Below are 22,316 nucleotides of genomic sequence, written 5' to 3'. Positions count from 1 at the left end.
CAGTTGCGCTCGCGTCATGCAAGACGATCTACAGGATCACCGATCATCGCGAGCGGGGAACTCGCAGATTGATCACGACTCGATACGCGCCCTAGAGCTGGCCCTGGCCGGTGCGTTCCAGGAACAGGGCCACACCCTGGAGCGCACCGGTGGGGCGCCCGACTTCCTCATCGGGGGTCCTCACCCGGTCGCCATCGAGGCCACCACCAGCAACCCCACTCAGTCCTATGCCGATACCGAGGGCGAGGCGGCGGCCGGGCAGGCTTCCCCGGACGCGCATCCTCTCGTTCCCCAGGACCCGGAGGGCGCCGAAACGGAGTTCGTGTTCCAATGCGCCAAGGCGCTCCGGCGCAAGCTCAAAAAGACCGACGCTCAGGGCCGTTTTTACTGGCAGAAGCCCCACATCGAGGGCCGTCCGTTCGTCATCGCCCTGGAGTCGTTCCACCACCCCGCCGCCTTGTTCCAAACCATCGGTCCGCTGATCAGCTACCTGTTCGGGCGCCGCGATGTGGCAACCCGCGATGGCGACGGCAACCTCGTGCTGGCCAGCGAGAAGATCGCGGAACACCGCCACAACGGAAACAGTATCGCCAGCGGCCTGTTCGCCCAGCCCGAGGCGGCGCATCTGTCGTCCGTCATCTTCTCCAACAGCGCCACCATCGCGAAATTTCACCGCATGGGCACCGAGCGGGGCTACGGACCTGACGATGTCGCGCTCGTGCGCTACGGCATGCTGCCCGACCCTGACCCGAACGCCGACCGCCCCCTGCGGCACGCCTACGTCATCGGGGACTACGAGGCCGAGGACCACGAGACGTTCAGCGAGGGCTTCCACATCCTGCACAACCCCTGGGCGCACACTCCGATCGGCAAGGGCGTCTTTCCTGGCTTCACCGAACATCGCCTGCGCGAGGACGGATTGATCTTGACTGAGGCCGACGGGATCCCGGACTTCATCGTGTCCCACACTGCCGTCTTCGACGGCCCGCAGGCCCGCGCTGCCGCGCGGACGTACGTGGGCCGCGCCTTGGCCGGCTTCCGCCCGTCTTCCTGAAGCGCGCGGGTGCCGGGTCGCCCGCGCGCTCGCCTGTCTGCTTGGTTCGGAATGGTCAGTGCTGCCCGAGATTATGAAAGCGCAAGGATGCGTGCAGCAGGCTACGAATGGGACCGCATGGAACTCACCCTCCCCAAGGATGGCTCTCCCACACCGGTCACCCCCGGCCGACGTTTCCGAGGCACCGACTTTCCTCATCCTTTTGCCCCTCACGCTCGCCGGGATGAACCTCTTCCTGGGACAAGAACGGGTCCACCTCGAATCGGCCCACGTCAGGCGGCGGAGCGCGAAGACGGCGGGCAGCTGACGTGAACCCCGGGCACCCGCGGTAAGGCCACCAGCGCGTACGTGAGTGGCCAGAGCCTGGACGGCCTGCCCGCGGCATAGGCCCGGCACGGCGGGGGCCCGGCGTCCCCCGGCCCGCCCTGTGCCGGGGCTGAGTACTGCCCAGTGGGCGTGATCCGGGAGCGTGCGGCTCGCCGTGCGGGGCGGGTCGGTCAGCGGCTGTCGCCGCGGCCGATGCGGATGTCGTTCAACAGCTCCTTGGTGATGGCCTCGTCGGTGTCCTTGTCCGCGTTCTCGATGGCCTCCTGCGCCGCGATGCAGATCAGGTCGTTGAGCGAGGAGATGTAGCCGCCGGTGCGCTTGTGAAGGTACCGGGAGAGCCCCAGCAGCGATCCGGGCTCGTGATCGTACAGGCGCAGGTCCTCGTCGAAGGCCTGCACGACGCCGTGCCAGTCGTCGCCGTAGGGGATGACGCCGGCCCACATGACCGGAAGATCACTGAAGTAGCTGTCGCCCTTCACGGCGCCCGGCAGGGTCATACGCCGCTTACCGTAGCGGGCCTCGTGAACGATCTCGCGGGCACCGGTGCCGCAGTAGATGAACGTGACGTTGGTGCTTTCCTGCAGGCTCTCGAAATAGTCGAACGCGGCCCTGATCTCGCTGTCCTGGATGCGGTTGATGCCGTCGACGAGGACCAGCCGGGTCCGGGCCCTGTTCATCACGTGGGCCACCGGCTGGGTCATGTCCGCGGGGCGGCGGCTGCGGCTGTCGGGATGGAGCGTGTGACTCAGCCCCAGGAACTCGGCAAAGGGCAGCGACCAGTGCTGGTTGCTATCACGGTCCGGCGGGACGGTGATGAAGACGACTGGGATCCGGTTGGGATCGGCTCCCTGGTCCTGTTCGATGAGCCCCTGGAAGCCGCGGCCGATCTGCACCAGCAGCGTGGTCTTGCCGCATCCACGGTCGCCGTCGAGGACCATGTCCGTGCTCCGCCCCACCGCGCGGAACCTGTTCTTGCGCAGCTGACGCCGGGCATCCAGCAGCCCCCGCCGCAGTGCCGGCGTGGCCACGGGCAGCATCTCCCCGTGATACATCATGCGCGGATCCCGAGGTCCGACCCGGGTCCCCTTGGGAGCGCAGTCGGCCAGCGAGGGCGGGACGAGCCGGCGTGACGCCTCACGGTCCCAGCCCTCACGCGTGGTCAGCAGCGGCACGTCGATGGGTTGGACCACCGTGTCGGCGACCTCGGGGCCAAAGGAACGGATCAGTTCTTCCCTGCTCACGTCTTTCCACCGTCTTCTGTCGTTTCCATGTCCTCCCGGGTGCCGCCCTGCGCGCCGGCGCCACCACCACGGGATGAGGCAGGGGATCGCGCGAGAACGAACACATCGGCCGCACCGCCCCGCAAGCTGCGCCAGTCTGGCCCGGCCACAGCGGGCGGCACGCGCTCGGGACCCTCCTCGTCCTCCTGCGCCGGGGAGATCGGCGGGGCAGTGGCGGCCGAGAAGGACAGAATCTCCGCCGCGTTCTGGGGCAGTGACGGCGCGCGCACGACCGCTGCCGGGTCGGGGTCGGCCACATCCGCATACGGATCGGCCTCTGGCACCTCCAGGTCCAAAACGGGCCCGGTGAACAGGGCCGGCGGGCGCTGCCGGTGCCGGTCGGGCCCGCGCCGGGCCCGCTCTCGCAGCGCCGACACCTCCCGGGCGATGGCCCGCTGGTGCTCCTTGCTCCCGCCGTCCGCAATCACCTTGAGCGTGGCCTGCTCCCACACCCACTGACTCCACTCGTCGTCGATGAGCCCCTGGTGGATGAACTCCGCCGGCACCCAGCCGTCCGTGGTGTGGTCCCACAGCCACACGAGCCGCGGTGCGTAGGGGTTGTAGCGGATCTGCCAGCGCTTGCCCTGCCCGGGCAGCCCGGAGTGGCGGTCCTTGTACTCCTGGAGCGCCTGGCTGTTGTAGGTGCGGTTGTCGATGGTGACGCCCGTGTTTGTCACCTTCAGGCGCTTGAAGGGCAGCAGCTTGCGGTTCTCGTGCGGCGTCAGCGCCAGCGGGACGTGTCCCTGGGCGGCCACCAGCGTCGCGTACATGCGGTTCGGGCTGACCGTCAGGCCCGGCAGAAACGGGCTGCGCAGCCCGTCGTGCGGCGTTTGCTGCCAGTCCAGCGCAATCCACTCATCCAGCAGGTCCTGCAGCTCGTTCACACTCCACAGCGGGCCGTCCGCCACGTGCTTGCCGCGCCGGGACAGATCGGACCCGGTGTAACCGGCGACGTACTGGCAAAACCGGCGCTTGACCGCATTGAAACTGCTCTCGATGGTCGGCTTGTCCGTGGCGGTACCGTCGCGGGCCGGCTGGACATCGATGTGCAGCATCCGACAGACGTCGTCGAAGTGCTCACTGTTGAAGATCTTGCCGTGGTCGACGACGATCATCTTCGGGCGAATCACCGGACGGGCGGCGGCGCCCACCAGGCGCGGGTCACACGCCACCAGATCGGCATAAGGCAGCTGGGAGTGCTCGGCCAGCACCCGGGGCGACCATCCCGGCCGGCCCGGCATGGGAGCCAGCGCCTGGGCCAGCATCAGCACAGCGTCGAAGGAACGGGTGGCACGGCCGCCCACTCTCTTGCCCCGCGGGCCGACGCCCGGCGACTTCGGCACGATCATCGCCCCGATGATCGTGCGAGAGGCCACATCGATGGCCGCGGTCAACTCCACCTGCACAGGCCGGCCATTGTCCCCGACCGCGAGCACGTCCAGACCGGTCGTGTCGATCTCCACCCGCTCGCCCAGACGCAGGGCGACCGTCGGCCGGTAGGGGGCCACCGCGCCGTTGGCCCCGTCCAGCCGCCGCTCGGTCGGCCAGCGCAGCGACTCCACCCTCAGGCCCAGACGCCCCAACAGCCGGTAGAACGTCGCCCGCGAGACCATCAACTTCTCGTGCTCGTCCGGATACACCTGCCGGACAGCGGCCTGCAGCCGCTCGAACAGTCGACTGCCGTCCCCGGCCGACTCGTCCTGCAACGCCGCGACCTCCGCCAACAGCAGCTCCACCACGCGCTCGTCCGTGCGCCCCCACAGCGAACCCTGCACGACCTCACGGACCAGCCCGAACACACCGCGCGCCCGGTAGGCCCGGCGCCGCCGCTCGACCGTGCCGGCCGAGGCGTGCTTGTACCCCAGGGCCTTCAGCTCTGCCGCCTTGGTGGCGACCCGCTCGCGCACCGTGAACCGGTCCGGGTCGTAGCCCGGCCGCGGCACCGCGCCCTCCCCGGCGCCCAGCGGCACCCCCTCGTCGATCTCCCGCAGATGCCGCTCCCACTGCCGCACCGCCTCCAGCTCCTGCGCGGGCAGCAGGGACAGGACGCTGGTGTCGGCCAGGCGCTCCTCCGGCACCGTGCGGTCCTCTTCGTCCAGCAGGGCGTAGTCGCCGGCGCCTGTCACCGTTGAGACCAGCGCCCGCGCGTCCTGCCCCTGCGCGTCCAGACAGACCAGCTGGACCTCCGTGCCCTGCAGCGCCACCACCCGGTAGGTGCCGCCCTGCCAACGCAGCCGTGCTCCCAGCCGCAGCCCGGTGCCCGGCTGCTCAGGGCCGGCCTGTACGGCGGCCGTTGTCATCCCTCGGACTCCTTGCTCGTGTCCCTCCCGCTGGCCCACACCCGCGAGGTCGGCAGCAGCGGTCGCCCCCAGTCGCAGGACAGCTCTCCCGTCCACAGCAGGTGCCATGCGTAGTCCATCGACGGCGGGCCCAGCCCGCACCGGGCCGCCCCGGCGGTCAGCGGGAGGGGCGTGGCGAAGGCGGCCAGGACCCGGTGGCGGTCCTGCTCGCTGGGGATCCGGGTATGGCGGAAATGCGCGACCGTGCGCAGCGAGGACCGCAGCACCCCCTGCGGCACGGTAAGCGGCCGGATCCGCCATCCGGCTTCCTCGGCCGTCTGCTGCAGGGCCTCCTCCTCCAAGCCTGCAGTGCTACGGGGCGGGTGCACGATCGCCAGCCGCTGTCCCTGTCGGGTGCGGGCCATGAATGCCGGCTCGGTGGTGCCGTGCTTGCCGTTCTTCTCCCAGTGCACCTGGACGACGTTGGACTGGAAGCACGCGATGTCAGGATCGAAGTCCAGGAGCATGGCTGCGCTCTTTTGGATGTCGCTGGAGCACCACACAGCCCACCCGCTGGACGCTGACGTCCACTTCGTGATCTTCGAGCGGCGGCCGCGGTAGGCGCGCGGCTGCGACAGCGGGGCGCGGGCCTCCACCGGCACGCCGCGCAGACCTGCTGGCTCGTCCTGGCAGGAACGGCCCGCCGCACTGCGGAACTCCACCCGTATCTCCACGCCCAAGTCTTCCCTTTCCACCGCGTCCCGCCCTGCCGAGGCAATGCCTCAGCCGCAAGACTGATCTGCCGTCACGAACGATGGCACACCACGACACGTGACCCCGTCCCATCGCAGGCGGCCCGCGCGGGCGGTCGGACCGCAGCCCGCAACGGTCCCGCCCCGGCCGCCGGTGCCCCGTGGCGCATGAACGCGCAGCCCCCAGGGTAGGCATGTGCGGCTGCTCCGGTGCCGCAGGAAGCCGTCGTCTACGGCCAGTTGCCCGCCCGGCCGCTGCGGGCGCCACCGCCAGCACAGCCCCCGCAGCCGGTGCGCTGGTCTGTTCATGTCTGGCCGGCCACCGACCAGACCTGCGTGGCATCGGGCAGCTGCGGCTCGTCACCGAAGCGGCAGGGAAGGCACGTCAGCTGCTCCATATGCGTATCGACGGGAACAGCGGCATGGGGGAGAGGTACGGGAAGCCGCCGCCACCGCCCCCGAGCCGGCCGCGGTTCACCGGCGGCCTGCGGCAGGCCGCTGTGCTGGCGCATCCACAGACCCACCGGCCACAACGCTGGCATGCCCCATTCCTCCACCAGTCGGCCCGTCTGCTCGAGCCAGTCGCGATCGTCCGCGACACTCCGGGTTCTGTGCATCCGCCGCCGCTCCCACAGCGCGAGCAGCCCGGGCAGGCGAAGGACCTCCGGATAGCAGACCAGAGGCGCGATGCGCAGATCACTGCCGACCGGTCCCGTAAGCATTGCGCGGAGACTCTCCCACACCGGGGGCGACAGGGAGGGGCTGTTCCACCAGAACGCGGCCAGATGCAGGGCGCCCAATGAACAGGGCCCGCAGCCTACAAGACCCGTGACGGCGTCCCCCTGGGGCAGTGGCTCAACCAGCAGCTCAACAACTTCCATCACCTACATCCGGGCCGGGCGCAATTGCTGGCTTGCCGTTCATCCTCCGTGAGCCTTTCGGGTGTTTTGCAAAGTTAGGTGGATCCAGGTGCCGAGCGCGACGGTGCGCTGACCGTCCCAGATCACCTCGTCGTGCTTGCGGGGCACGTGGAGATTTCCCCCACGGGCGAGGTACTGCTAGGTGCATACGGAAGTCGCAAGTCCGTTCACTGTCCTGCGACCCGGCGTACGTGTAGATGCCCTCGAGGGTGGGGGCGAGGTGGAGGTCCAGTGGATCGGCTGTTCATGGTGTGGGAACCGAACCTGGGCCGCCGTGGCACCACGGCGCCAGGACGGCTGACCCACAGCCCGCAGCCCTGCGGGCCGCCCCGCAGCAGGCGCCCCCGAGCCACCACCGACCGGCCACCACTTCCTCCGGCCGCCCACAGCGGAAACCGTCAGACCGCGCGAGGTCCCTTCGCCGGCCATGAGCGTCTCGGGGAACTCCGCGTCGAGCCCCCTGACTCTCGGGCGGGCGCCCGCCCGTCCCGCCCGGCAGCGGCGCGGTGCACCAACCAGCACCGCTTCGGTCACACGCTCTGCGGCCGCATCGGTTCCACGACACGCACCCTGCATCCGTGCGCGACAGACAGCACGCCAGCCGGTCACGCCGGCGACGACAGCCAGCACCTGCGCCGCGCACGCCCAACGGCCCCGCCCAGCCCGGGAAGACGGCAGCAGACCAGCCAGGCCACGAAAGCACAGGAGAGCCATTTCACGTCACGTCGCCGCAGCGCGCCCGGCGGCAACCGGCCCCGCGCTCCCGCGGCCACCGGACCACACCGCCCCGCCGCCCCCGGCACGGCATGGCAGAAAATCGATCACCCCACCGGCCTCTCTGGGACAGTGGCGCCGTGTCCGACCGCCACCCTGACGAGGCCGAACTCTTCGCACGAGTGGACAACCTGCTCGCCGACTTGACTGGCCCGCGCATCGCGCTGCCCCCGCTCGGTGAACGGACACGGCTGCGCCAGAGCGCCGGCCTGTCCGCCCGGCAGATAGCCGGCACTCTCGGCTGCCGGCCGGACGACGTCACTGAATGGGAAGCCGGAACACAAGAGCCGCTCGCCGCCCAACGCACCGCCTACGCGCGCCTCCTCGACGGCCTGGCGGCCCTGCAGCCGGCTTCCACCCCGCTTCCGCGGCAGACGACCCGCACGGGCAAGACCGGCCCGGCCGAACAGCAGTCCCTGTTCCACACGCCCGTCGCCCCGCCCGCACAGCCCGCACCCCAGGCTGCGGCCCGCACGCCGCAGCCTCCGGCCCGCGCACCCCGATCGCCGGCCCCCGCATCCCGTCCCCCCGCGCCGCTGCGCCCGCCAGCCCGGCCTCAAACCGGCCCCGCGCAGGCGCTGGCCGTCGTCGACCACGCCGGCACCCTGACCGCCCACCTGCCCGACACACCCCCACTCCCGCTGCAAGCCGACGACCTCATCGGCCTGCTCCAGTGGGCCCTGGACAACCGCCTGCACCGAGAACCGCTCTCCACCCACGACCGGCCCGGCGACCCCCTCATCGTCCTAACCCCTCCGGCCAGCACCGCACTGGGCCTGCCCGCCGCACTCGAAGACCGCCGCAGCCTGCGCCTGCCCTCTTCCCATCCGGTCCACGAACAACTGCGCCGGGCAGGATTCCGCCTGACCCGCAGAGGGTTCGGCCCCTGGCCCCGCATCTACCGGCCCGTCGTGAACCGGCAGCGTGCCTCGGTGCAACTGGCCGTCATGGCCTGGGGAGCCCTGGCCGACGACGGCTGGAACCTCCCCCCGCTGGCACCGGACGACCTCGCCCGCCTGCTGGGCACCTACACCACGCGCGTGCTGACCCCCCGAGGCTCCACCGCCGTGTGCGGCCAGGAACTAATGACCGCCCTGCGCCCGCCGACCAGAGCCGTGCCCGCCCCCTCCGGCAACGGACGAGTCTCCGGCCCCAACCCCGGCGCCCTGCACCAGCCCCTGGACCCCGCCCCTCCAGAAGCCCCCGATATCCACCCCCTCGCTCAGGGGCGCCCGCCCGGGCAGGCCATGCAGGAGGAAGCCTGGGACTGGTGCCGCCGCCCCGACGCCCAGGAAACCCAGTTCCCCTACGTCGTCGGGCTCGACATCAATCTCGCCTTCCTCAGCGCCGCCTCCAGCCTGTCCGTCGGTCTCAACGCCCCGCCCCGCCACGTCACTGACCCCGCCTTCGACAAGAAGATCCCCGGCAGCTGGTACTGCGACCTGTCCCAGATCCCTACCGACCCCCGCCTGCCCTCTCCCTTCACCGACACCGGCCAGCCACCGACCGGACCCGCCTGGTACACCACCCCCACGCTGGAACACGCCCAGACCCTCGGAGCGGACATCCGCCCGACCGAGGCCTGGCTCCGCGACGACAGCGGCCGCTACCTGGACCCCTGGTACAAGCACCTGCGCAACGCCTACATGCGCACCATGGCCGACCTCGGCGTGCACGAGAAGATCCCCCAGGCCGACTACCTGGCTGGCATGAGCCGCCTGTCCACCGCCGATCCGACCCTGCTCGCCCTGCTCGCAGCCATCAAAGCCACTGCCAAGGGGGGGCTGGGAAAGCTCCGCGAAGGCCCCCGTGACCTGACCACTCCCCACACACGCTGGCCCGCCCTTGAGAAGGCGACTTGGCGCCCGGACATCCGCGCCGCCGTCGTGGCCAAGGCCCGCGTCACCCTGCACGGCAAAATGCGCAAGGCCGCCGCCCAGACCGGCCGCTACCCCCTGGCCGTCCTCTCCGACTGCGTCCTCTACCCCGCCCAGGCGCCCACCGCCCTCGACGTCGTCCCTGTGGGCCCCGACCAGCTCGGCGTCCAGGGAGCGATCCGGCTGGGCGTCAACCCCGGCTTCTGCAAGGAGGAGGGCGTCCAGACCATGGCGTGGTACCAGCAACAGCTCGCCCAACAGCTCAACCCCGCCCGCTACATCAAAAACGACACCCCCGGAGCCTGAGCCGCTGCCCAAACGGCCTTCACCCTGCGGGCCTGAACGGCATGCCAGTCATCGGCGACCCCAGCCTCCAGGGCAGGCACGAGACCTCCTCCAGCCGACCGTGAACAGGAACTACCCGATGCGGCTCCAGCAGCGCCAGCGGCGCGCTCCGCGGCACGGCCCGCGCCTCAGCGCGCGCCAGGCGCTCCACGACCGGCACCGTGTTGCGGTGCGACACCAGCCACGCCTCCAGCCCGCGATGCCCCCCGGCCGCCATCTCCTCACCCATGCCCAGCCGATCACCCACCCACTGCACCCACCGGCCCGTCGACCAGCCCGCCGGCCCGCCTGCGAAACTGCGCCCCACCGCCCGCTGCCGCTCACGCACCGCCATGGACTCCGCCACCACGACCGTCTCCGGATATACCACCAGCGGCACCGCCCACAACGCCGAACGGTCCACGCCCAAGGCCTCCTGCCGAGCCCGCCACACCCCCCGCCACGCCATCTGACGGCACTGCCACCAATACACCGCCACCTGCTGCGCATCGGCCAGCAACGCCCGCGCATACAAACCCGTACGACGCTCCAGCCGCACCCGGCGCACATGCGCCTCCACCACCTCCGGCAGCCCCTCCAGACGCACCTGGAACTGCCCCTGCTCCACCTCCGTCCATCGCCCGTGCCGCGTGCACACTGCCCACTGCCCGCCCGGCACCCGCCACACCGGCCTCTCACCGAGCCCCGCCGCACACCCCGCACACGCCTGCACCGGCAGCCAGCCCTGCGGCCACGGTTCCACCTGCACCTGACGGCGTGCCCGCGCACTGATCCGGCTCTGCCCCAGCGAGACCAGCGCCCGCGTCAGATATGCCGCATCATGCCCACTGACCTCCGCCAGACGCTGCAGCGCCACCGGGCCCAGCCACACCTCCTCGACGGCCGGATCCGCCGCCCGCACGGTCCTGGCCGCCCCGATGCGCCAGGCCAGGTCCTCAAAGGCCAGCCCGTTCAAACCCGCCAGCCGCCACAGAAACGACGCGACCGTCTCACCCCGCACCCTCACCGCACGCTGCGGCAGCCGCGCCAGCGGCCCTTCGCTCACCATGCGGCGATCGTGGCACCACACGCTGCTCACGCCGCACGATCAAGCCACTCACCAGGAAAGACCCGCCATGGCACTACCTCTGAGCGCCAACACCATCCGCGAAGCCCTCGACCGGGCCGACTCCCGGCACTGGACCCGCAAACCGCCCCTGTCCATGCGAGGCCAGCTGGCCTACCTCTTCAAGCAGTACCGCCACGACTCCGCCGCCCTCGCCCACCGCCTGCAGACTGACCCTGCCGCTCTCCGCGTCTTACGCACCCTTGAGCAGACACCGCAAGACCACCCACTCCGCCCAGCCGTTGAACGCGAAGTCATCCGCCTCTGGCAGCCTCGGGTGCGCCGTCGCGCGCACGAGGCCATCATCGCCAACAACGGCCACATGATGCTCAGCTTCCGTGCCTGGCTGGGCTTCACCGCGGCCGCCGGATCAAGCGACGACCCCCGCCTGAGATTCCTCACCCTGAGTCTGACCGCCCCCTATCCTCAGCGCCTGTTCGCCGCCCAGCACCAGAGGGAGCCGGAGGAAGCGCTGCGCACCATCCTCAACGGAGCCCTCAGCGCCTGCTACTTCCACCGCGACCGCCCCGCACTGGCGAAGGAAAGCGTGAGCCTGGAACGAATCGACTTCCTGGAGTTCTACTACTGACCTCCACGGCGTCCTTCTTCGGTCATGTATTGTCTGTCCCCGATCAGATATCAGAGTGCGCTTGAAGGGGACGGGGCATGCTGCTGACGACCGGGCAGGCATCGGAAGCTCTCGGCTGCGCCATCACCACCTTCCGCCGCCTCATCCACGCCGAACTGCTCCCAGGCCTCTCGCACCGCGGCGTGCGCGTAATGACACCGCTGGAGACCGTCCAGGCCCTCACCACCCGCAAGGCGGCCCCGTTGCACCGGCTCCCGGGAGGGGAGGTCGCCGTGCTGCGCGTGGATGCGGCGAGACCCGTGCAGGAGCCCGGACGGAGTTGGATCGGCTTCTCCGCCGCGCTACCGCCCGAGGCGATACTCAAGGCCCTGCGAGGGTGGTGGCGTTGCGACCCGGCGAGTGTGGCGGCCGGGGGAGTGCTCCCCGTGACACTGTCCGGCTACGTCGTGGCCGTCCTCACCGGCCTGGACACCTGGCACAAGGACGACCACGGCCGCCACGCCTTCCTCGACGCACGCCTTGCCGGATACATCACGGACCTCGTCACCCCCACCACGCACCTGCCCCCCGGCCCCGCAGCTGACCGCACGCTCGCCGAACTGCTCCTCGGCACTCGTCTGCCCTCAGACTCCGGCGGCGCCATCGCCTACCGCTCCACCACCCGCTGACCACTGCCCCTCGAGGAACCGACATGGATGCCAAGGCCTACACCGCCGCCCTGGCCGAACTGCGCACGGTGCGGGACGAGATCAAGAAGACCCGAGCCGCGCTGGCGAAGCTGGAAGCCGACCGCAACAAGCGGATCGCCCAGCTGGCGAGCCACGGCAAGGCGAAGGCGGAACGGATCGCCCCGGCCGCCGGGCTGAGCTTGGTCGAAGTCGTCGCCCTCGTCCCCGAACTCGCGCCTGATCAACTCACCACCACCCCGGCTGGCCCCATCGCCCCGCAGGCACCCGCTACCGAGCACTATGCCGCCCCTGCCGCAGTTGAGCCCGCTCCGGCGTCCGCCCCACCGATCCCGGCCGCCGAAACCCGGGCGGCGCAGTCCGCTGCTCCGGCCGCCACCACAGGCGCCCCCACGCCGGAGCCCAAGGCCACTGCGCACCCAACGGGAACCACGAACGCGCCCCGGACCGACCGGGCACCGGCTCCCGCACCGTCCACCCCCACCGCCGAACAACCCCCCGCGCCGGAGCCGACACCGAGCCCCGCCGCCGTGCCGCAGCCCCCCCACGCGCCCCGCAGCCTTCCCTCCATCCCCCTGGGGGAGGAGGGGGAGCGGTGGTTCGCTCACACTCCCAACCTGGCCTCCACCCGACCCAACTTCACCCAGCAGGCCCGCTCCACCGTCTTCCTGGACGCCGCCACCGGACGGATGATCCACCGCAACCAGACCCACCAACTCGCCCTGCCCACCGCCTCCGCGGCCGAGATCCTCACCGCCGTCTTCCACACCCTGCCCGAGGGCGTGGAGCGGATCTACATCACCGCCGGCGACCCCTGGCACCGCGACGCCGACCGCTACCCCTACCTCAAAGACGCCGTCGCAGCCTGGCTCAACGCCCCCACCCCCGGCTGGCGCACCGACACCGGCCGCGGAAAAGACCGGATGGCCGGACACTTCGTCCACCCTCGCCACCCTGTCGGCCGCTACCAGCGCGAGAGCGGCGAGACCCACGTGGAGATCCGCTCGGTAGGGGAGTGGTTCGACACCGCCGGCGCATCCCCGGAGACCATCCGCGACGCCTTCGTCCTGCTGTGGCAAGTCCTACGCGCCCACTGGCCCGACGCCGTGATCATGGGCTCGCCCTCCCAGACCGGACGAGACCTGTGGACCCGCACCATCCCCACCACCGGCCAATACGCCGACGGCTACCCGGTACTGTCCGAGGAACTGCGCGGCCTCCTGCACGCCACCGCAGGCCAAGGACGCACCGAACTCCTCACCCCACCCGCCGTCCCCGAACAACTGCCCGCCCTCGTGGAGTACGACCGCACCTTCGCCTACGCCAAGCACACCTGGAAGAACGCCGTCGGCACCCCCCGCCGCATCACCGCCGCCACCTTCGCCAACTGGTCCGAAAAGCAGCAGACCAAGGCCCTCTACGGCTCCGGACACTGGCACCTGCGCGTGACCGTCCCCGACGACTGGAACCACGTCGGCCTGCTCCCCGCCCCCGCCGCCGGCGACCGTGCCTGGCACTACCCCCGCCAACCCGGACAGACCTTCACCACCTGGGCCGGCGGACCCGAACTCCACACCGCCCTCACCAACCCCCTCGCACCCTGGAAAATCGAAATCCTCGACGGCATCCTGTGGGACGACGGCAAACCCCTGGACGACTGGGCAGGCAAACTCAAGGAATGCTGGGCACGCCTGGCCGCCCAAGCCGCCCTCGCAGGCACCGAACCCCAGCGCACCGCCGCCCACCTCGCCTCCCGCGCAGTACGCGCCCTGCTCCTGTACGGCATCGGCTCCTTCGCCCAACGCCCCCGCACCGTCACCGGCACCACCCCCCGACACCTCGAACGCGACATCCCCGCCGACGCCGAAATCATCGGCTTCGACGACGAAAGAATCACCTGGCAGCGCCCCACCGGCTTCGCACGCGACCCCCACGCCCACCCCGAATGGGCCGCCGGCATCTGGTCCGCCGCCCGAGCCGCCCTCCTCACCCAACGCCACCGCGAGGACAACACCTTCGCCGGCGCCCTGCACACCCCGCCCGGCACCGTCGTCGCCTTCCGCACCGACGCCCTCTACCTCACCCACCCCCAGAACTGGCCCTACCACACGACGCCCGGCGACTACCTGAACAAGGGGCACCTCACCGGCCCGCTGCCAGCCCCCACAACCGAAGAAGACCTGCTCGCCCTACGAGACGCCGGCCGCACCGCCCTGGCCCAAGCCCGAGGAGATGCCTAAATGCCGCCCCGCTCCCGGCGCCCCCGCGGCCGCAAGACCCCGCTGAACGAGGCCGCGCGACTCGCCGATCGACTCCAAGCCGCCGGCTACACCAAACGCGACATCGCCCGCATCCTCGAGCGCGACCCCTCACTGGTCAGCCAGTTCTACACCAAGAACAAAGGCGCAGCCTTCGTCCCTGCCCTCAGCGAAGTCCTCACCGCCATCGAAATGGGCGGCATCACCGACCTGCCCGCCCTCACCGCCATCGCCGCCCGGCACATCACCCGCCGCACCACCGCCAGCGGAGCCCGCGCCCGCGTCCGCAGCAAAGCCGTCCTCATCACCCCCACCGGATCGGGCACCGGACGCGTCGGCGCCCAGGCCATCGCCTCCGGATCCGCCCGCCTGCGCCCCCTGATCGCCGAAGCTGCCCGACAAGGTCTGCACCTCGCCTTCACCGTCCGCCTCGCCAGAACCGCCTACGTGCACCCTTCCGGCAGCCGTACCGATTCACCCGGCATCCGCCGCGGCGTCGTCCAACGAGCCGACCACACAGAGGAACGCGCCTACGGCTCGGCGCAGACCGGCGGCCACGACGCCGCCGATTTCGCCCGCCGTGTCGACGCAGCGGGCGGAGACGTCACAGCGGCCGTACATCAATGGCTGGTAGAGACGGGCCGCATCCACCCAGACGCCTCCATCCTGCACCTGGAGGTCCGCACCTGGCGCCCCCGCAACACGGCGTAGAGCGCGGACGGGGGCCACATGGCGAAGTCCTTGTCAGGCCCGGCCGTCTATAGACCCTGCGCGAAGAGGCTTTCGGGGAAGCTGTCCTCCCATGTCCACTCGCTGTCTGGGGCGTCCTCCACGGCATCTGCCTCCGATGGATCGGTGATCGTGGCTCCCACACTTGAGTCTGCAAGAGCTTCTCGCACGACTGCGGTGTGGGGCGTAGCGGCCGCGCAGCCCTTGCAGACGTCGGCGAGGCGCCAGGAAGAGCCGCGGCGGGAGAGGGCGAGGATGACCGGGCCATGGCATCCGCGCGAGCGCGGGTGCCAGGAGCAGCCGTGCTCTCGGCATTGGCAGGTGCGGAGGTGAGGGGGCAGCGGCATCATCCGCACGTGAGTTGCGAGATGGCTCAGCAGTTCGCGCTGGGCGCCTGTCGCGGCTGGGAGGGGTCCGCACCGGCCGCACTCCAGAAGGGCCCTGCCCCTCTGGGGGAGTGAGCGGATGGTCCAGAGGCGTGGCGATGGGGTGGGGGTCAGGTAGGCCCGGATGGTCTGCTCCTCCCTGGTGAGTGCGGCGGCTTGAGGCCTGTGCCGCTGGAGTGCCGCGCACTGTAGTGCAGACCCCTGCCCTGATCGCGGGGTGTGTCGGCGAGAAATAGGGCAGACCTATGCACTGACTTTGCCTGGACGGGCGCCGTGCGATAGCCGGGTGACGATCTTGCCGCCCGACCCCGACCTCGACGCGCTGCGCTTGGAACTGGAGCGTCGCCGGGCGGCAGCCGGCTGGAGCTATGACCAGCTCGCCGAGCGCACTGGCCTGGGGCGACGCACGCTCATCGAGATCGAGCAGGGTCGCACCATCGGCTCCCTCGCCACCTGGCACGCCATCGCCCACGCCTTCGGAGCGACCGTCGGAGAACTCCTCGACACCCTGTGCAGCGGTCACACCCCTCCTGACCGCCCACCGGGGCCCTCCGGCGCCACCGCTGGACACCACCCAAAGAGGGATCCGAATTCGATCTCACGCGCACATGAGGAACAGGTGTCGGGCTGCATGCGTACCCGCGGGGGACTTCTCGGCCCGCTCACCCACACCCACCGCGTGTCGCCTGACATCTTCGGCCGTACCCACCCGCCGCGCCCGCACAGGCGCCACGGACCTCACGGCAAAGGACCCGCGTGCTCGCACCCACCGAAGAGCAGACCGCCGCCCTCGAAGCCTTCAAAAAGGGCGACCATCTCGCCCTCCAGGCCGGAGCCGGCACTGGCAAGACCACCACCCTCACCCTCCTCGCCGCCCATGGCGCCGAGCAGGGCAGACAGGGTCGCTACCTCGCCTTCAACAAGACCATCGCCACAGCAGCCGCCAGCGTCTTCCCCCGCAATGTGCAGTGCCGCACTGCACACTCCCTGGCCTACGCCGCCGTCGGCCACCGCTACCGCACCCGCCTCAACTCACCCCGCGCCCCCCTGTGGCGCATCGGAGAAGAACTCGGCATCACCCGCACCACCCGCATCGGCACCCGCGACGTCGGCCCCCGGGCCCTCTCCCACACCGTCCTGCAGGCCCTCACCCGCTTCTGCCACTCCGCCGACCCCGAACCCGCCCACCACCACGTCCCACCCCTGCGCGGCATCGACACCGACGAGGACCGCACCCACCTCGCCGACCTCGCCCTGCCCTACGCCCGCAAAGCCTGGGACGACCTGCAAAACCCCCACGGTGGCGTCGTCCGCTTCGACCACGACCACTACCTGAAAATTTGGGCCCTCACCGAACCCACCATCCCCGCCGACTTCCTCCTCCTGGACGAAGCCCAGGACACCAACCCCGTCCTCGAAGCCGTCCTGCACCACCAACGGCCTCACACCCAAATCGTCGTGGTCGGCGACTCAGCCCAAGCCATCTACGGCTGGCGCGGCGCCCGCGACATCATGACCGGCTTCACCGGCACCCACCTCAACCTCTCCCAATCCTTCCGCTTCGGCCCCGCCCTCGCCCGAGAAGCCAACCGCTGGCTCGCCCTCAGCGGCGCCGCCCTCCGCCTGGCCGGAACCCCCGACATTCCCACCCGCCTCGGGCCCTCCCACCCCACCGCGACCGTCCTGTGCCGCACCAACATCGGTGCCATGCGTGAAGTCCTCCACCACCTCGACGCCCGCTTGCGCGTAGCGCTGACCGGTGGGGGAGGAGCCCTACACGCCCTCGCCCAAGCCGCCCGAGACCTCAAGGCCGGCAAACCCACCACCCACCCCGAACTCCTCCTCTTCCGCAACTGGGGCGAACTCCAGGACTACGCCGAGAACGACCCCTCCGGCCGCGACCTGGCCCCCCTGGTCACCCTCGTCGACGACCACGGCACCGACGCCATCTTGAACGCCGTCGCCCAACTCACCCCCGAACCCAACGCCGACATCACCATCTCCACCGCCCACAAAGCCAAAGGCCGCGAATGGCCCCGAGTACGCATCGCCGAAGACTTCCTCCCACCCGCAGACAGCGAGGACCGCACCGACGCCCACGGCAACCCGCTACCCGGCCCCATCGACGCCAGCGAAGCCCGACTCTCCTACGTCGCCATCACCCGAGCCCGCCACCACCTCGACCTCGGCGGACTATCCTGGATCAACACCCACCCCGACGGTTCACCGGCACTGTAAGAGACGCCAGCCCCAGCACGCCAAAGCCCCGCCCATGGCTTGCTGCACCCAGCGGGCCACCCACACCAGGAGTCGTCATGTCCCGCCGTACTCATCTCCAACTCGGCGACCGCGTCGCACTGGACTTCTCGGATCCAAACCTGCCTGAAGGTACCGAAGGAACGGTGCAGCAGACCTACACAGACTACGGTGACGGCGTCGACGTGCTACTCGACGACGGTCGGCTCGTGAACACCCTCTGCACCAACCTCAGCCGTCTCCAGAGGAGCTGACGGGCACATCAGCTCCCGCCGCCGTCGCGGCCCCTGCCCAGAAGATACGGTCACGCTCATGCCCCAGCCTTCTGCGGAAATACAAAGCAAGTGAGTTCAGCTGCCTACCTCCGGCAGAGCGAGATGATGAAGGCTTGACACATCGTGACCGTCAAGGCCAGGAAATCGACCTCATCAGGTGGGCAGAGCTGTGGAATGACATGGCCTACCGGGTCGTGGCCGAAGACCAGGTCGACGGCATCCTGGTCCGAACCGTATGGGAAGGAGCCGATGACGTCGTGGGAGCGATGTTCGCCACCGGCGTCTCGCACGACGGAGCAAACTGGCGTAACGCACAGACCGAGGCGCGCACAGAGGCCGAGGCCTACGAGCAGCACCGAAAAGTGGTCGATGGCCTTTCAGCGCAACAGACGAGCTGAGCCACAGAGGCAACAGGCGAGTAGTCGTTGCTGGTAGTCCAGGAGCAACCACACCGTGCAGACTCGGGCCCTGCACGCTTATCTGCGGTGGCGCCACCGCCCACAAGGCTAGCCCCACATCGTGCGCGGATACCTGGAGCCACTTGAAGGCCACCCGCCCCTCGTCGGTGACCGCGACCAGCTCCCCATCCAGCAGCGCCTCGGGCAGGTCGGAGCAGGCCTGCGCGATGTCGGCGAAGGCGCGGGTCAGGTCGGTTCCGTGGCGGCTGAAGATCCGCTCACCACCGGTGTGCACCTGCGCTCTCCAGCCGTCCCATTGCGCCTCCAGGCTCCACCGCGGCCCTTCGGGCGGTGTCTCGACCGGGCGGGCCAGCGCGAGATCGACGGGCAGGGCGAAGGGAAGCACGCGGCTACATCCACACCTCGCGGCCACCGCCGCGCCATTCCACGGCTGCCGGGTCGTCCAGGTCGAGGGTGTCGGGGTCCAGGCCGGCTCTGCGGGCGAACTCCAGCACGTCGGTCTCGCGGTAGGCGACGCCGAGGATTTCGGTGTCGGCGGTGACGCGGCGACCTCCGGTCGGTGAGGGCGGGTGGACCACGATGCGTGCAGACCCCATACCCTCACCCTCGCCCGCTGAGGCGCCGGCCGCCCGCCGGGCTCGGCCGGACGGCCGCCCCTGCGCCCGCGTGCCGCTCGATCCGGTTACCGCGAGCCGAAAGTGCCACCCTCGCGCGCCGTAGCGGTCCATGCTCGGCAGCGACGGCAGGTTGCCGGCTGGATGTGCCGGCGGCGTTGAGTGTGAGGGAGGCCTGATGGGGTGGAGGGACGCGGAGTTCGGGGCGTCGCACGAGGGCTGGGCGGGGGCGGTGCTGGCTGACGGCAGCGAGCCGAAGCCGGTCTACCTGGACCTGGGCAGCGGAACGCAGGTGCACCAGACCCGCGAGTGGTGGGCCTACGACGGCGCCTTGGGCCGTCCCGCGGCCGCCCGGTGCCGGGCGGCCTGCGCGTGCGGGTGGCGCGGTCCCGACCGACCCCTGCCCGCCGACGAACCGGACGGTCCCGGAGTCGAGCAGGGCGCGGAGGAGGCGTACGAGGACTGGCGCGGCCACATCGAGACCGTGGAGCGCAAAGCGGTGCCGCTGCCGACCGAACTGACCGAGACGATCGAGCGGCTCCATGAACACCTCACCACGGCGGTCAAGGTGGTCCCCGTGGCCGCGCTGCGCGCCGTCGCCAGCCTCGAACGCCTCACCGCCCAGATGGCCGCGCACGCCGCGTGGGCGGTGGAGGAGGACGAACTGTCCTGGGAGACCATCGGCACCGCCCTCGGACTCGACGCCCCCACCGCACGCACCCGCGTCACCAGCTACCAACTACGCACCGAGGCGTAGGCCGACCCGACGGGCCAGCTGACAAGACTCGCCAGCGTGCCCGAGTGCAAGGAGCCGGTCTCTCTCGCCGGGTGCCGCCCTCGACCCCACGGATCGGTGAGCGACACAGCTAACCCGCATGGGGGGCACGCAGTATGCAGACCCTCACCCGTGGAAGACATAGCTCGCCCGTAGACCCGCTCGTCGAAGCGGGCCGCCCAACCTGACCAACTCCGGGAAGAAAGCAGGTTCACATGCATGCGACGGTCGGCAATCGGATCCACATCAAGGGACACGGCGCAGGGATGAACCAAACGGGCGAGATCATGGAAGTGCGCGGACCGGACGGCGCGCCCCCGTACCTGGTCAGGTTCCCAGACGGGCACCAGACTCTGGTCTACCCAGGGCCCGACTGCGTCATCGAATCAGGAACCCCGGAAAACTAGAACGCCACCCGGGGACGTTGCTGAACGCCGTGCCTCGGTGCGCCCCCGCGGCAGGCCGGGCGCGGCCCCCGCCGGATCCGGCAGGCCAGCTGGTGGGGAGGATTCGGTGGCCGCGCCGCCTACCGCAGGGAGCCACCATGCCCACCACCGCCCGCCGCGCCGGCCTTGCCGGCCTCCTCCTGGCCACTGCTCTGGCCGCGACGGCTTGCGGGCAGCACGCCCCGGGCCCGGACGCGAAGGGCGCCCCCGCCGTCGAGGTCGACGGCGGGGGAGGGCAAGAGCAGCGGCCTGACGCTGCGAGCGGCCGTCGCCCAGCTGCCCACCGGCACCGAGCACCGGTCCGGGTATGAGCGGGAGAAGTTCCACCTGTGGGACGACGCCGACCACGACCAATACGACACCCGCAAAGAGGTCCTCCTGGCCAAGGCGGTGACCAAGCCACGCCAGGGCGCGCACTGCAGGCTGACCGGCGGCGAATGGAGTTCGTACTACGACGGGAAGACCTTCACCGAAGCCTCCCGGCTGGACATCGACCACGTCGTGCCCCTCGCTGAGTCGTGGGATTTGGGGGCGTCGAAGTGGTAGCCGGCTCGGCGTGAGGCGTACGCGAACGATTTGGGCGCCGCGCGGTCGCTGGTGGCGGTCTCGGCGGCCAGCAACCGGACCAAGGGCGACAAGGACCCCGCCCAGTGGCTCCCGCCGTTGGAGAAGGCGGACTGCCAGTACGCGGCGGACTGGGTCGGTGACAAGCTGCGCTGGAAGCTGAGCGCCGACACTGCGGAGAAGAAGGCCCTGGACAAGCAGGCTGGGGCCTGCCCGCACACCACCGTCACCTCCACCCCTGCCCCCTGAGTGAAGTGGCCACGACGCGTCCCGGACCTGGGACGCGACGTGGCGAGTGATCGGGTCGGGCCTGGCCCACGCGCTCAGCCCACCCGGTCGGCGGCTGGGCCCGTGCCGCACTTCTTCCCTGCCCGCTGCCGGCCGGCGGGGAGCCGGCTGGCAGCCCGCTGCCCACGAAGGTGTGAGGGCCGGGCTGACGCCACGTCGGTGACCTGCCTACCGGCCGGGTCAGGTACTGGATCGCTGAGGAGGGCCGGCGACAGGTCGAGCGGGCGCGTGGTGAGGTGACCGGCCCGCCGAGCCTCTCGGCTGGGCTTACGGCGGCATCCCGCTCAAAGCCGCATGAGCCAAGCGGCTGCGGGAATCCGGAAGATGTGGCGCCCTGCAGGGTCCCGGCCATCGCATGCCTGGAAGCCCAAGCGCTCGGCCAGGCGCCGGGAAGACATGTTGCTTTCGCGGATCAAAGCGACCACGGGATGGTCTACGAAGAGCGGGCACGCGAGCTTCAACGCAGCTCTGGCAGCTTCCCCGGCAAACCCCTGGCCCCAGGACGAGGGCCTGAAGCGATAGTAGAGGTTGAGCACCTCCTCGTCTTCAAGGCGGCCGACGCGGACTCCGGCGAAGCCGATCACGTCCTCTGGCTGATCACGAGGCGCTACAGCGCAATATCCGATGCCGAAGCGGTCCCAATCGGCAAGCCAGTCCTTCAGGCATGCCTCGCTCTCGTCGAGCGACCGGTGGGGCCCATGTGGGTTGTGCAAGTTCGTGGCTGGATCCCCATGCACGGCGAACACGGCCGGTGAGTCCTCGGCATGGGGCCGCATTAGGACCAGTCGTTCAGATTCTGCCACCCGGACACGCTCTGTCATCGCAGCACCCCCATCGTCCAGTAATAACTGAAAGTGGCCTCAGCCTATTACGAGGCTGAGGCTCGCAGAACAACCGACGTACTCCGCAGGGACTTTGGGGTGAGTAGCACTAGTACTGCAACGGTGCTTACCGTGACGGTTTGTCGGGTTCGCTCGTTGGGCTGTTCATGGGTGGGGACATATCCGAGATCGATGCTCGTTGCTGGTCGGACGGGCTGGCGGGGTTGCACGAGCGGTTTGCCCATCGGTTCGCGCGGAGCGAGTCGCGGGAGTCGGTGCTGGCCTACATGAGGGGTCTGCTGTCGCCGCTGGAACGCAAGAACGGCTGGACGGTGGCCGAGGAAGCCGGCCATGGCGGCCCGGACCGGATCCAGCGGCTGATGAACCGGATCGACTGGGACACGGACGGGGTGCTCGACGACGTGCGCGAGTACGTCGTCGAGCACCTGGCGGATCCGGGTGGCGTGCTGATCGTGGACGACACCGGGTTCCTGAAG

At 70.2% G+C, this 22,316-nt stretch carries 21 protein-coding genes and 2 pseudogenes; 15 read left to right on the top strand and 8 right to left on the bottom strand.

Going from position 1 to position 22,316, the window contains the following annotated elements:
- Positions 1-1,054 (top strand): hypothetical protein (locus tag ACFV3R_RS33145; protein WP_385590891.1); only part of this gene is annotated, 1,054 nt, incomplete at its 5' end.
- A 497-nt stretch (positions 1,055-1,551) separates the two neighbouring features.
- Here the strand turns inward: ACFV3R_RS33145 and ACFV3R_RS33140 are convergent.
- The 4 genes from ACFV3R_RS33140 to ACFV3R_RS33125 all read right to left on the bottom strand — a co-directional run bounded on the left by ACFV3R_RS33140 (position 1,552) and on the right by ACFV3R_RS33125 (position 6,573).
- Positions 1,552-2,622 (bottom strand): AAA family ATPase, encoded by a 1,071-nt coding sequence (locus tag ACFV3R_RS33140; protein ID WP_385590889.1) that lies wholly within the window; start codon positions 2,620-2,622, stop codon positions 1,552-1,554.
- On the bottom strand, positions 2,619-4,961 hold the full coding sequence (locus ACFV3R_RS33135) for a Mu transposase C-terminal domain-containing protein (protein WP_385590887.1): 2,343 nt from the start codon (positions 4,959-4,961) through the stop codon (positions 2,619-2,621). Before ACFV3R_RS33135 ends, ACFV3R_RS33140 begins: the two co-directional genes overlap by 4 nt.
- The gene (locus tag ACFV3R_RS33130) at positions 4,958-5,695 is read right to left on the bottom strand and encodes a hypothetical protein (protein ID WP_385590885.1); all 738 of its coding nucleotides are present in this window, start codon (positions 5,693-5,695) and stop codon (positions 4,958-4,960) included. Before ACFV3R_RS33130 ends, ACFV3R_RS33135 begins: the two co-directional genes overlap by 4 nt.
- 302 nt (positions 5,696-5,997) lie before the next feature.
- A complete protein-coding gene (locus tag ACFV3R_RS33125; RefSeq protein WP_385590883.1) occupies positions 5,998-6,573 on the bottom strand; it encodes a hypothetical protein in 576 nt (191 codons plus the stop codon).
- A gap of 893 nt (positions 6,574-7,466) precedes the next feature.
- Here ACFV3R_RS33125 and tap point away from each other — a divergent pair.
- Positions 7,467-9,569 (top strand): telomere-associated protein Tap, encoded by a 2,103-nt coding sequence (gene tap, locus ACFV3R_RS33120; protein WP_385590881.1) that lies wholly within the window; start codon positions 7,467-7,469, stop codon positions 9,567-9,569.
- 19 nt (positions 9,570-9,588) lie between these two features.
- On the opposite strand, the gene ACFV3R_RS33115 is transcribed toward tap, so the two are convergent.
- Positions 9,589-10,656: a TniQ family protein gene (locus tag ACFV3R_RS33115; protein ID WP_385590879.1), complete on the bottom strand. Its 1,068-nt coding sequence runs from the start codon at positions 10,654-10,656 to the stop codon at positions 9,589-9,591.
- Between the two features lie 67 nt (positions 10,657-10,723).
- On the opposite strand from ACFV3R_RS33115, the gene tpg reads away from it, so the two are divergent.
- The 8 genes and pseudogenes from tpg (at position 10,724) to ACFV3R_RS33075 (ending at position 18,290) form a co-directional block, all read left to right on the top strand.
- Positions 10,724-11,302, top strand: a complete 579-nt coding sequence (gene tpg, locus ACFV3R_RS33110; RefSeq protein ID WP_385590877.1) for a telomere-protecting terminal protein Tpg — start codon at positions 10,724-10,726, stop codon at positions 11,300-11,302.
- A 77-nt stretch (positions 11,303-11,379) separates the two neighbouring features.
- Positions 11,380-11,970, top strand: coding sequence for a DNA-binding protein (locus tag ACFV3R_RS33105; RefSeq protein WP_385590875.1), 591 nt, complete (start codon positions 11,380-11,382; stop codon positions 11,968-11,970).
- A 23-nt stretch (positions 11,971-11,993) separates the two neighbouring features.
- The gene (locus ACFV3R_RS33100) at positions 11,994-14,228 is read left to right on the top strand and encodes a hypothetical protein (RefSeq protein ID WP_385590873.1); all 2,235 of its coding nucleotides are present in this window, start codon (positions 11,994-11,996) and stop codon (positions 14,226-14,228) included.
- On the top strand, positions 14,229-14,957 hold the full coding sequence (locus ACFV3R_RS33095; protein WP_385590871.1) for a helix-turn-helix domain containing protein: 729 nt from the start codon (positions 14,229-14,231) through the stop codon (positions 14,955-14,957).
- 690 nt (positions 14,958-15,647) lie between these two features.
- Positions 15,648-15,902 (top strand): annotated as a pseudogene (locus ACFV3R_RS33090) (helix-turn-helix transcriptional regulator); the annotation flags it as partial.
- Positions 15,903-16,117: 215 nt separating this feature from the next.
- Positions 16,118-17,599: a UvrD-helicase domain-containing protein gene (locus tag ACFV3R_RS33085; protein WP_385590869.1), complete on the top strand. Its 1,482-nt coding sequence runs from the start codon at positions 16,118-16,120 to the stop codon at positions 17,597-17,599.
- Positions 17,600-17,676: 77 nt separating this feature from the next.
- Positions 17,677-17,871: a hypothetical protein gene (locus tag ACFV3R_RS33080; RefSeq protein WP_385590867.1), complete on the top strand. Its 195-nt coding sequence runs from the start codon at positions 17,677-17,679 to the stop codon at positions 17,869-17,871.
- Positions 17,872-18,005: 134 nt separating this feature from the next.
- The gene (locus ACFV3R_RS33075) at positions 18,006-18,290 is read left to right on the top strand and encodes a hypothetical protein (RefSeq protein ID WP_385590897.1); all 285 of its coding nucleotides are present in this window, start codon (positions 18,006-18,008) and stop codon (positions 18,288-18,290) included.
- Between the two features lie 151 nt (positions 18,291-18,441).
- Here ACFV3R_RS33075 and ACFV3R_RS33070 read toward each other — a convergent pair.
- Both ACFV3R_RS33070 and ACFV3R_RS33065 read right to left on the bottom strand, forming a co-directional pair.
- A pseudogene (locus tag ACFV3R_RS33070) lies at positions 18,442-18,696 on the bottom strand (ATP-dependent DNA ligase); the annotation flags it as partial.
- A gap of 4 nt (positions 18,697-18,700) precedes the next feature.
- Positions 18,701-18,907: a hypothetical protein gene (locus tag ACFV3R_RS33065; protein ID WP_385590865.1), complete on the bottom strand. Its 207-nt coding sequence runs from the start codon at positions 18,905-18,907 to the stop codon at positions 18,701-18,703.
- 196 nt (positions 18,908-19,103) lie between these two features.
- Here ACFV3R_RS33065 and ACFV3R_RS33060 point away from each other — a divergent pair, with 196 nt between their 5' ends.
- From ACFV3R_RS33060 to ACFV3R_RS33045, 4 genes are all read left to right on the top strand, one after another.
- On the top strand, positions 19,104-19,682 hold the full coding sequence (locus ACFV3R_RS33060; RefSeq protein ID WP_385590863.1) for a hypothetical protein: 579 nt from the start codon (positions 19,104-19,106) through the stop codon (positions 19,680-19,682).
- Positions 19,683-19,915: 233 nt separating this feature from the next.
- The gene (locus ACFV3R_RS33055) at positions 19,916-20,107 is read left to right on the top strand and encodes a DUF1918 domain-containing protein (protein WP_385590861.1); all 192 of its coding nucleotides are present in this window, start codon (positions 19,916-19,918) and stop codon (positions 20,105-20,107) included.
- 165 nt (positions 20,108-20,272) lie between these two features.
- Positions 20,273-20,692 (top strand): hypothetical protein, encoded by a 420-nt coding sequence (locus tag ACFV3R_RS33050; protein ID WP_385590859.1) that lies wholly within the window; start codon positions 20,273-20,275, stop codon positions 20,690-20,692.
- 30 nt (positions 20,693-20,722) lie between these two features.
- Positions 20,723-20,959 carry a hypothetical protein gene (locus ACFV3R_RS33045; RefSeq protein WP_385590857.1) on the top strand — a complete coding sequence of 79 codons (237 nt, stop codon included), beginning with the start codon at positions 20,723-20,725 and terminating at the stop codon, positions 20,957-20,959.
- A gap of 323 nt (positions 20,960-21,282) precedes the next feature.
- Here ACFV3R_RS33045 and ACFV3R_RS33040 read toward each other — a convergent pair whose 3' ends face one another.
- Positions 21,283-21,774 carry a GNAT family N-acetyltransferase gene (locus ACFV3R_RS33040; RefSeq protein ID WP_385590895.1) on the bottom strand — a complete coding sequence of 164 codons (492 nt, stop codon included), beginning with the start codon at positions 21,772-21,774 and terminating at the stop codon, positions 21,283-21,285.
- Positions 21,775-21,986: 212 nt separating this feature from the next.
- On the opposite strand from ACFV3R_RS33040, the gene ACFV3R_RS33035 reads away from it, so the two are divergent.
- On the top strand, positions 21,987-22,316 hold a 330-nt coding region (locus ACFV3R_RS33035; protein WP_385590893.1), incomplete at its 3' end, for a transposase.

Origin of the sequence: Streptomyces sp. NPDC059740 (assembly GCF_042733155.1) — a bacterium.
Classification (GTDB): domain Bacteria; phylum Actinomycetota; class Actinomycetes; order Streptomycetales; family Streptomycetaceae; genus Streptomyces.
Note: the sequence above shows the minus strand (reverse complement) of the source record. Positions and strands in the feature narration are given on the sequence as shown.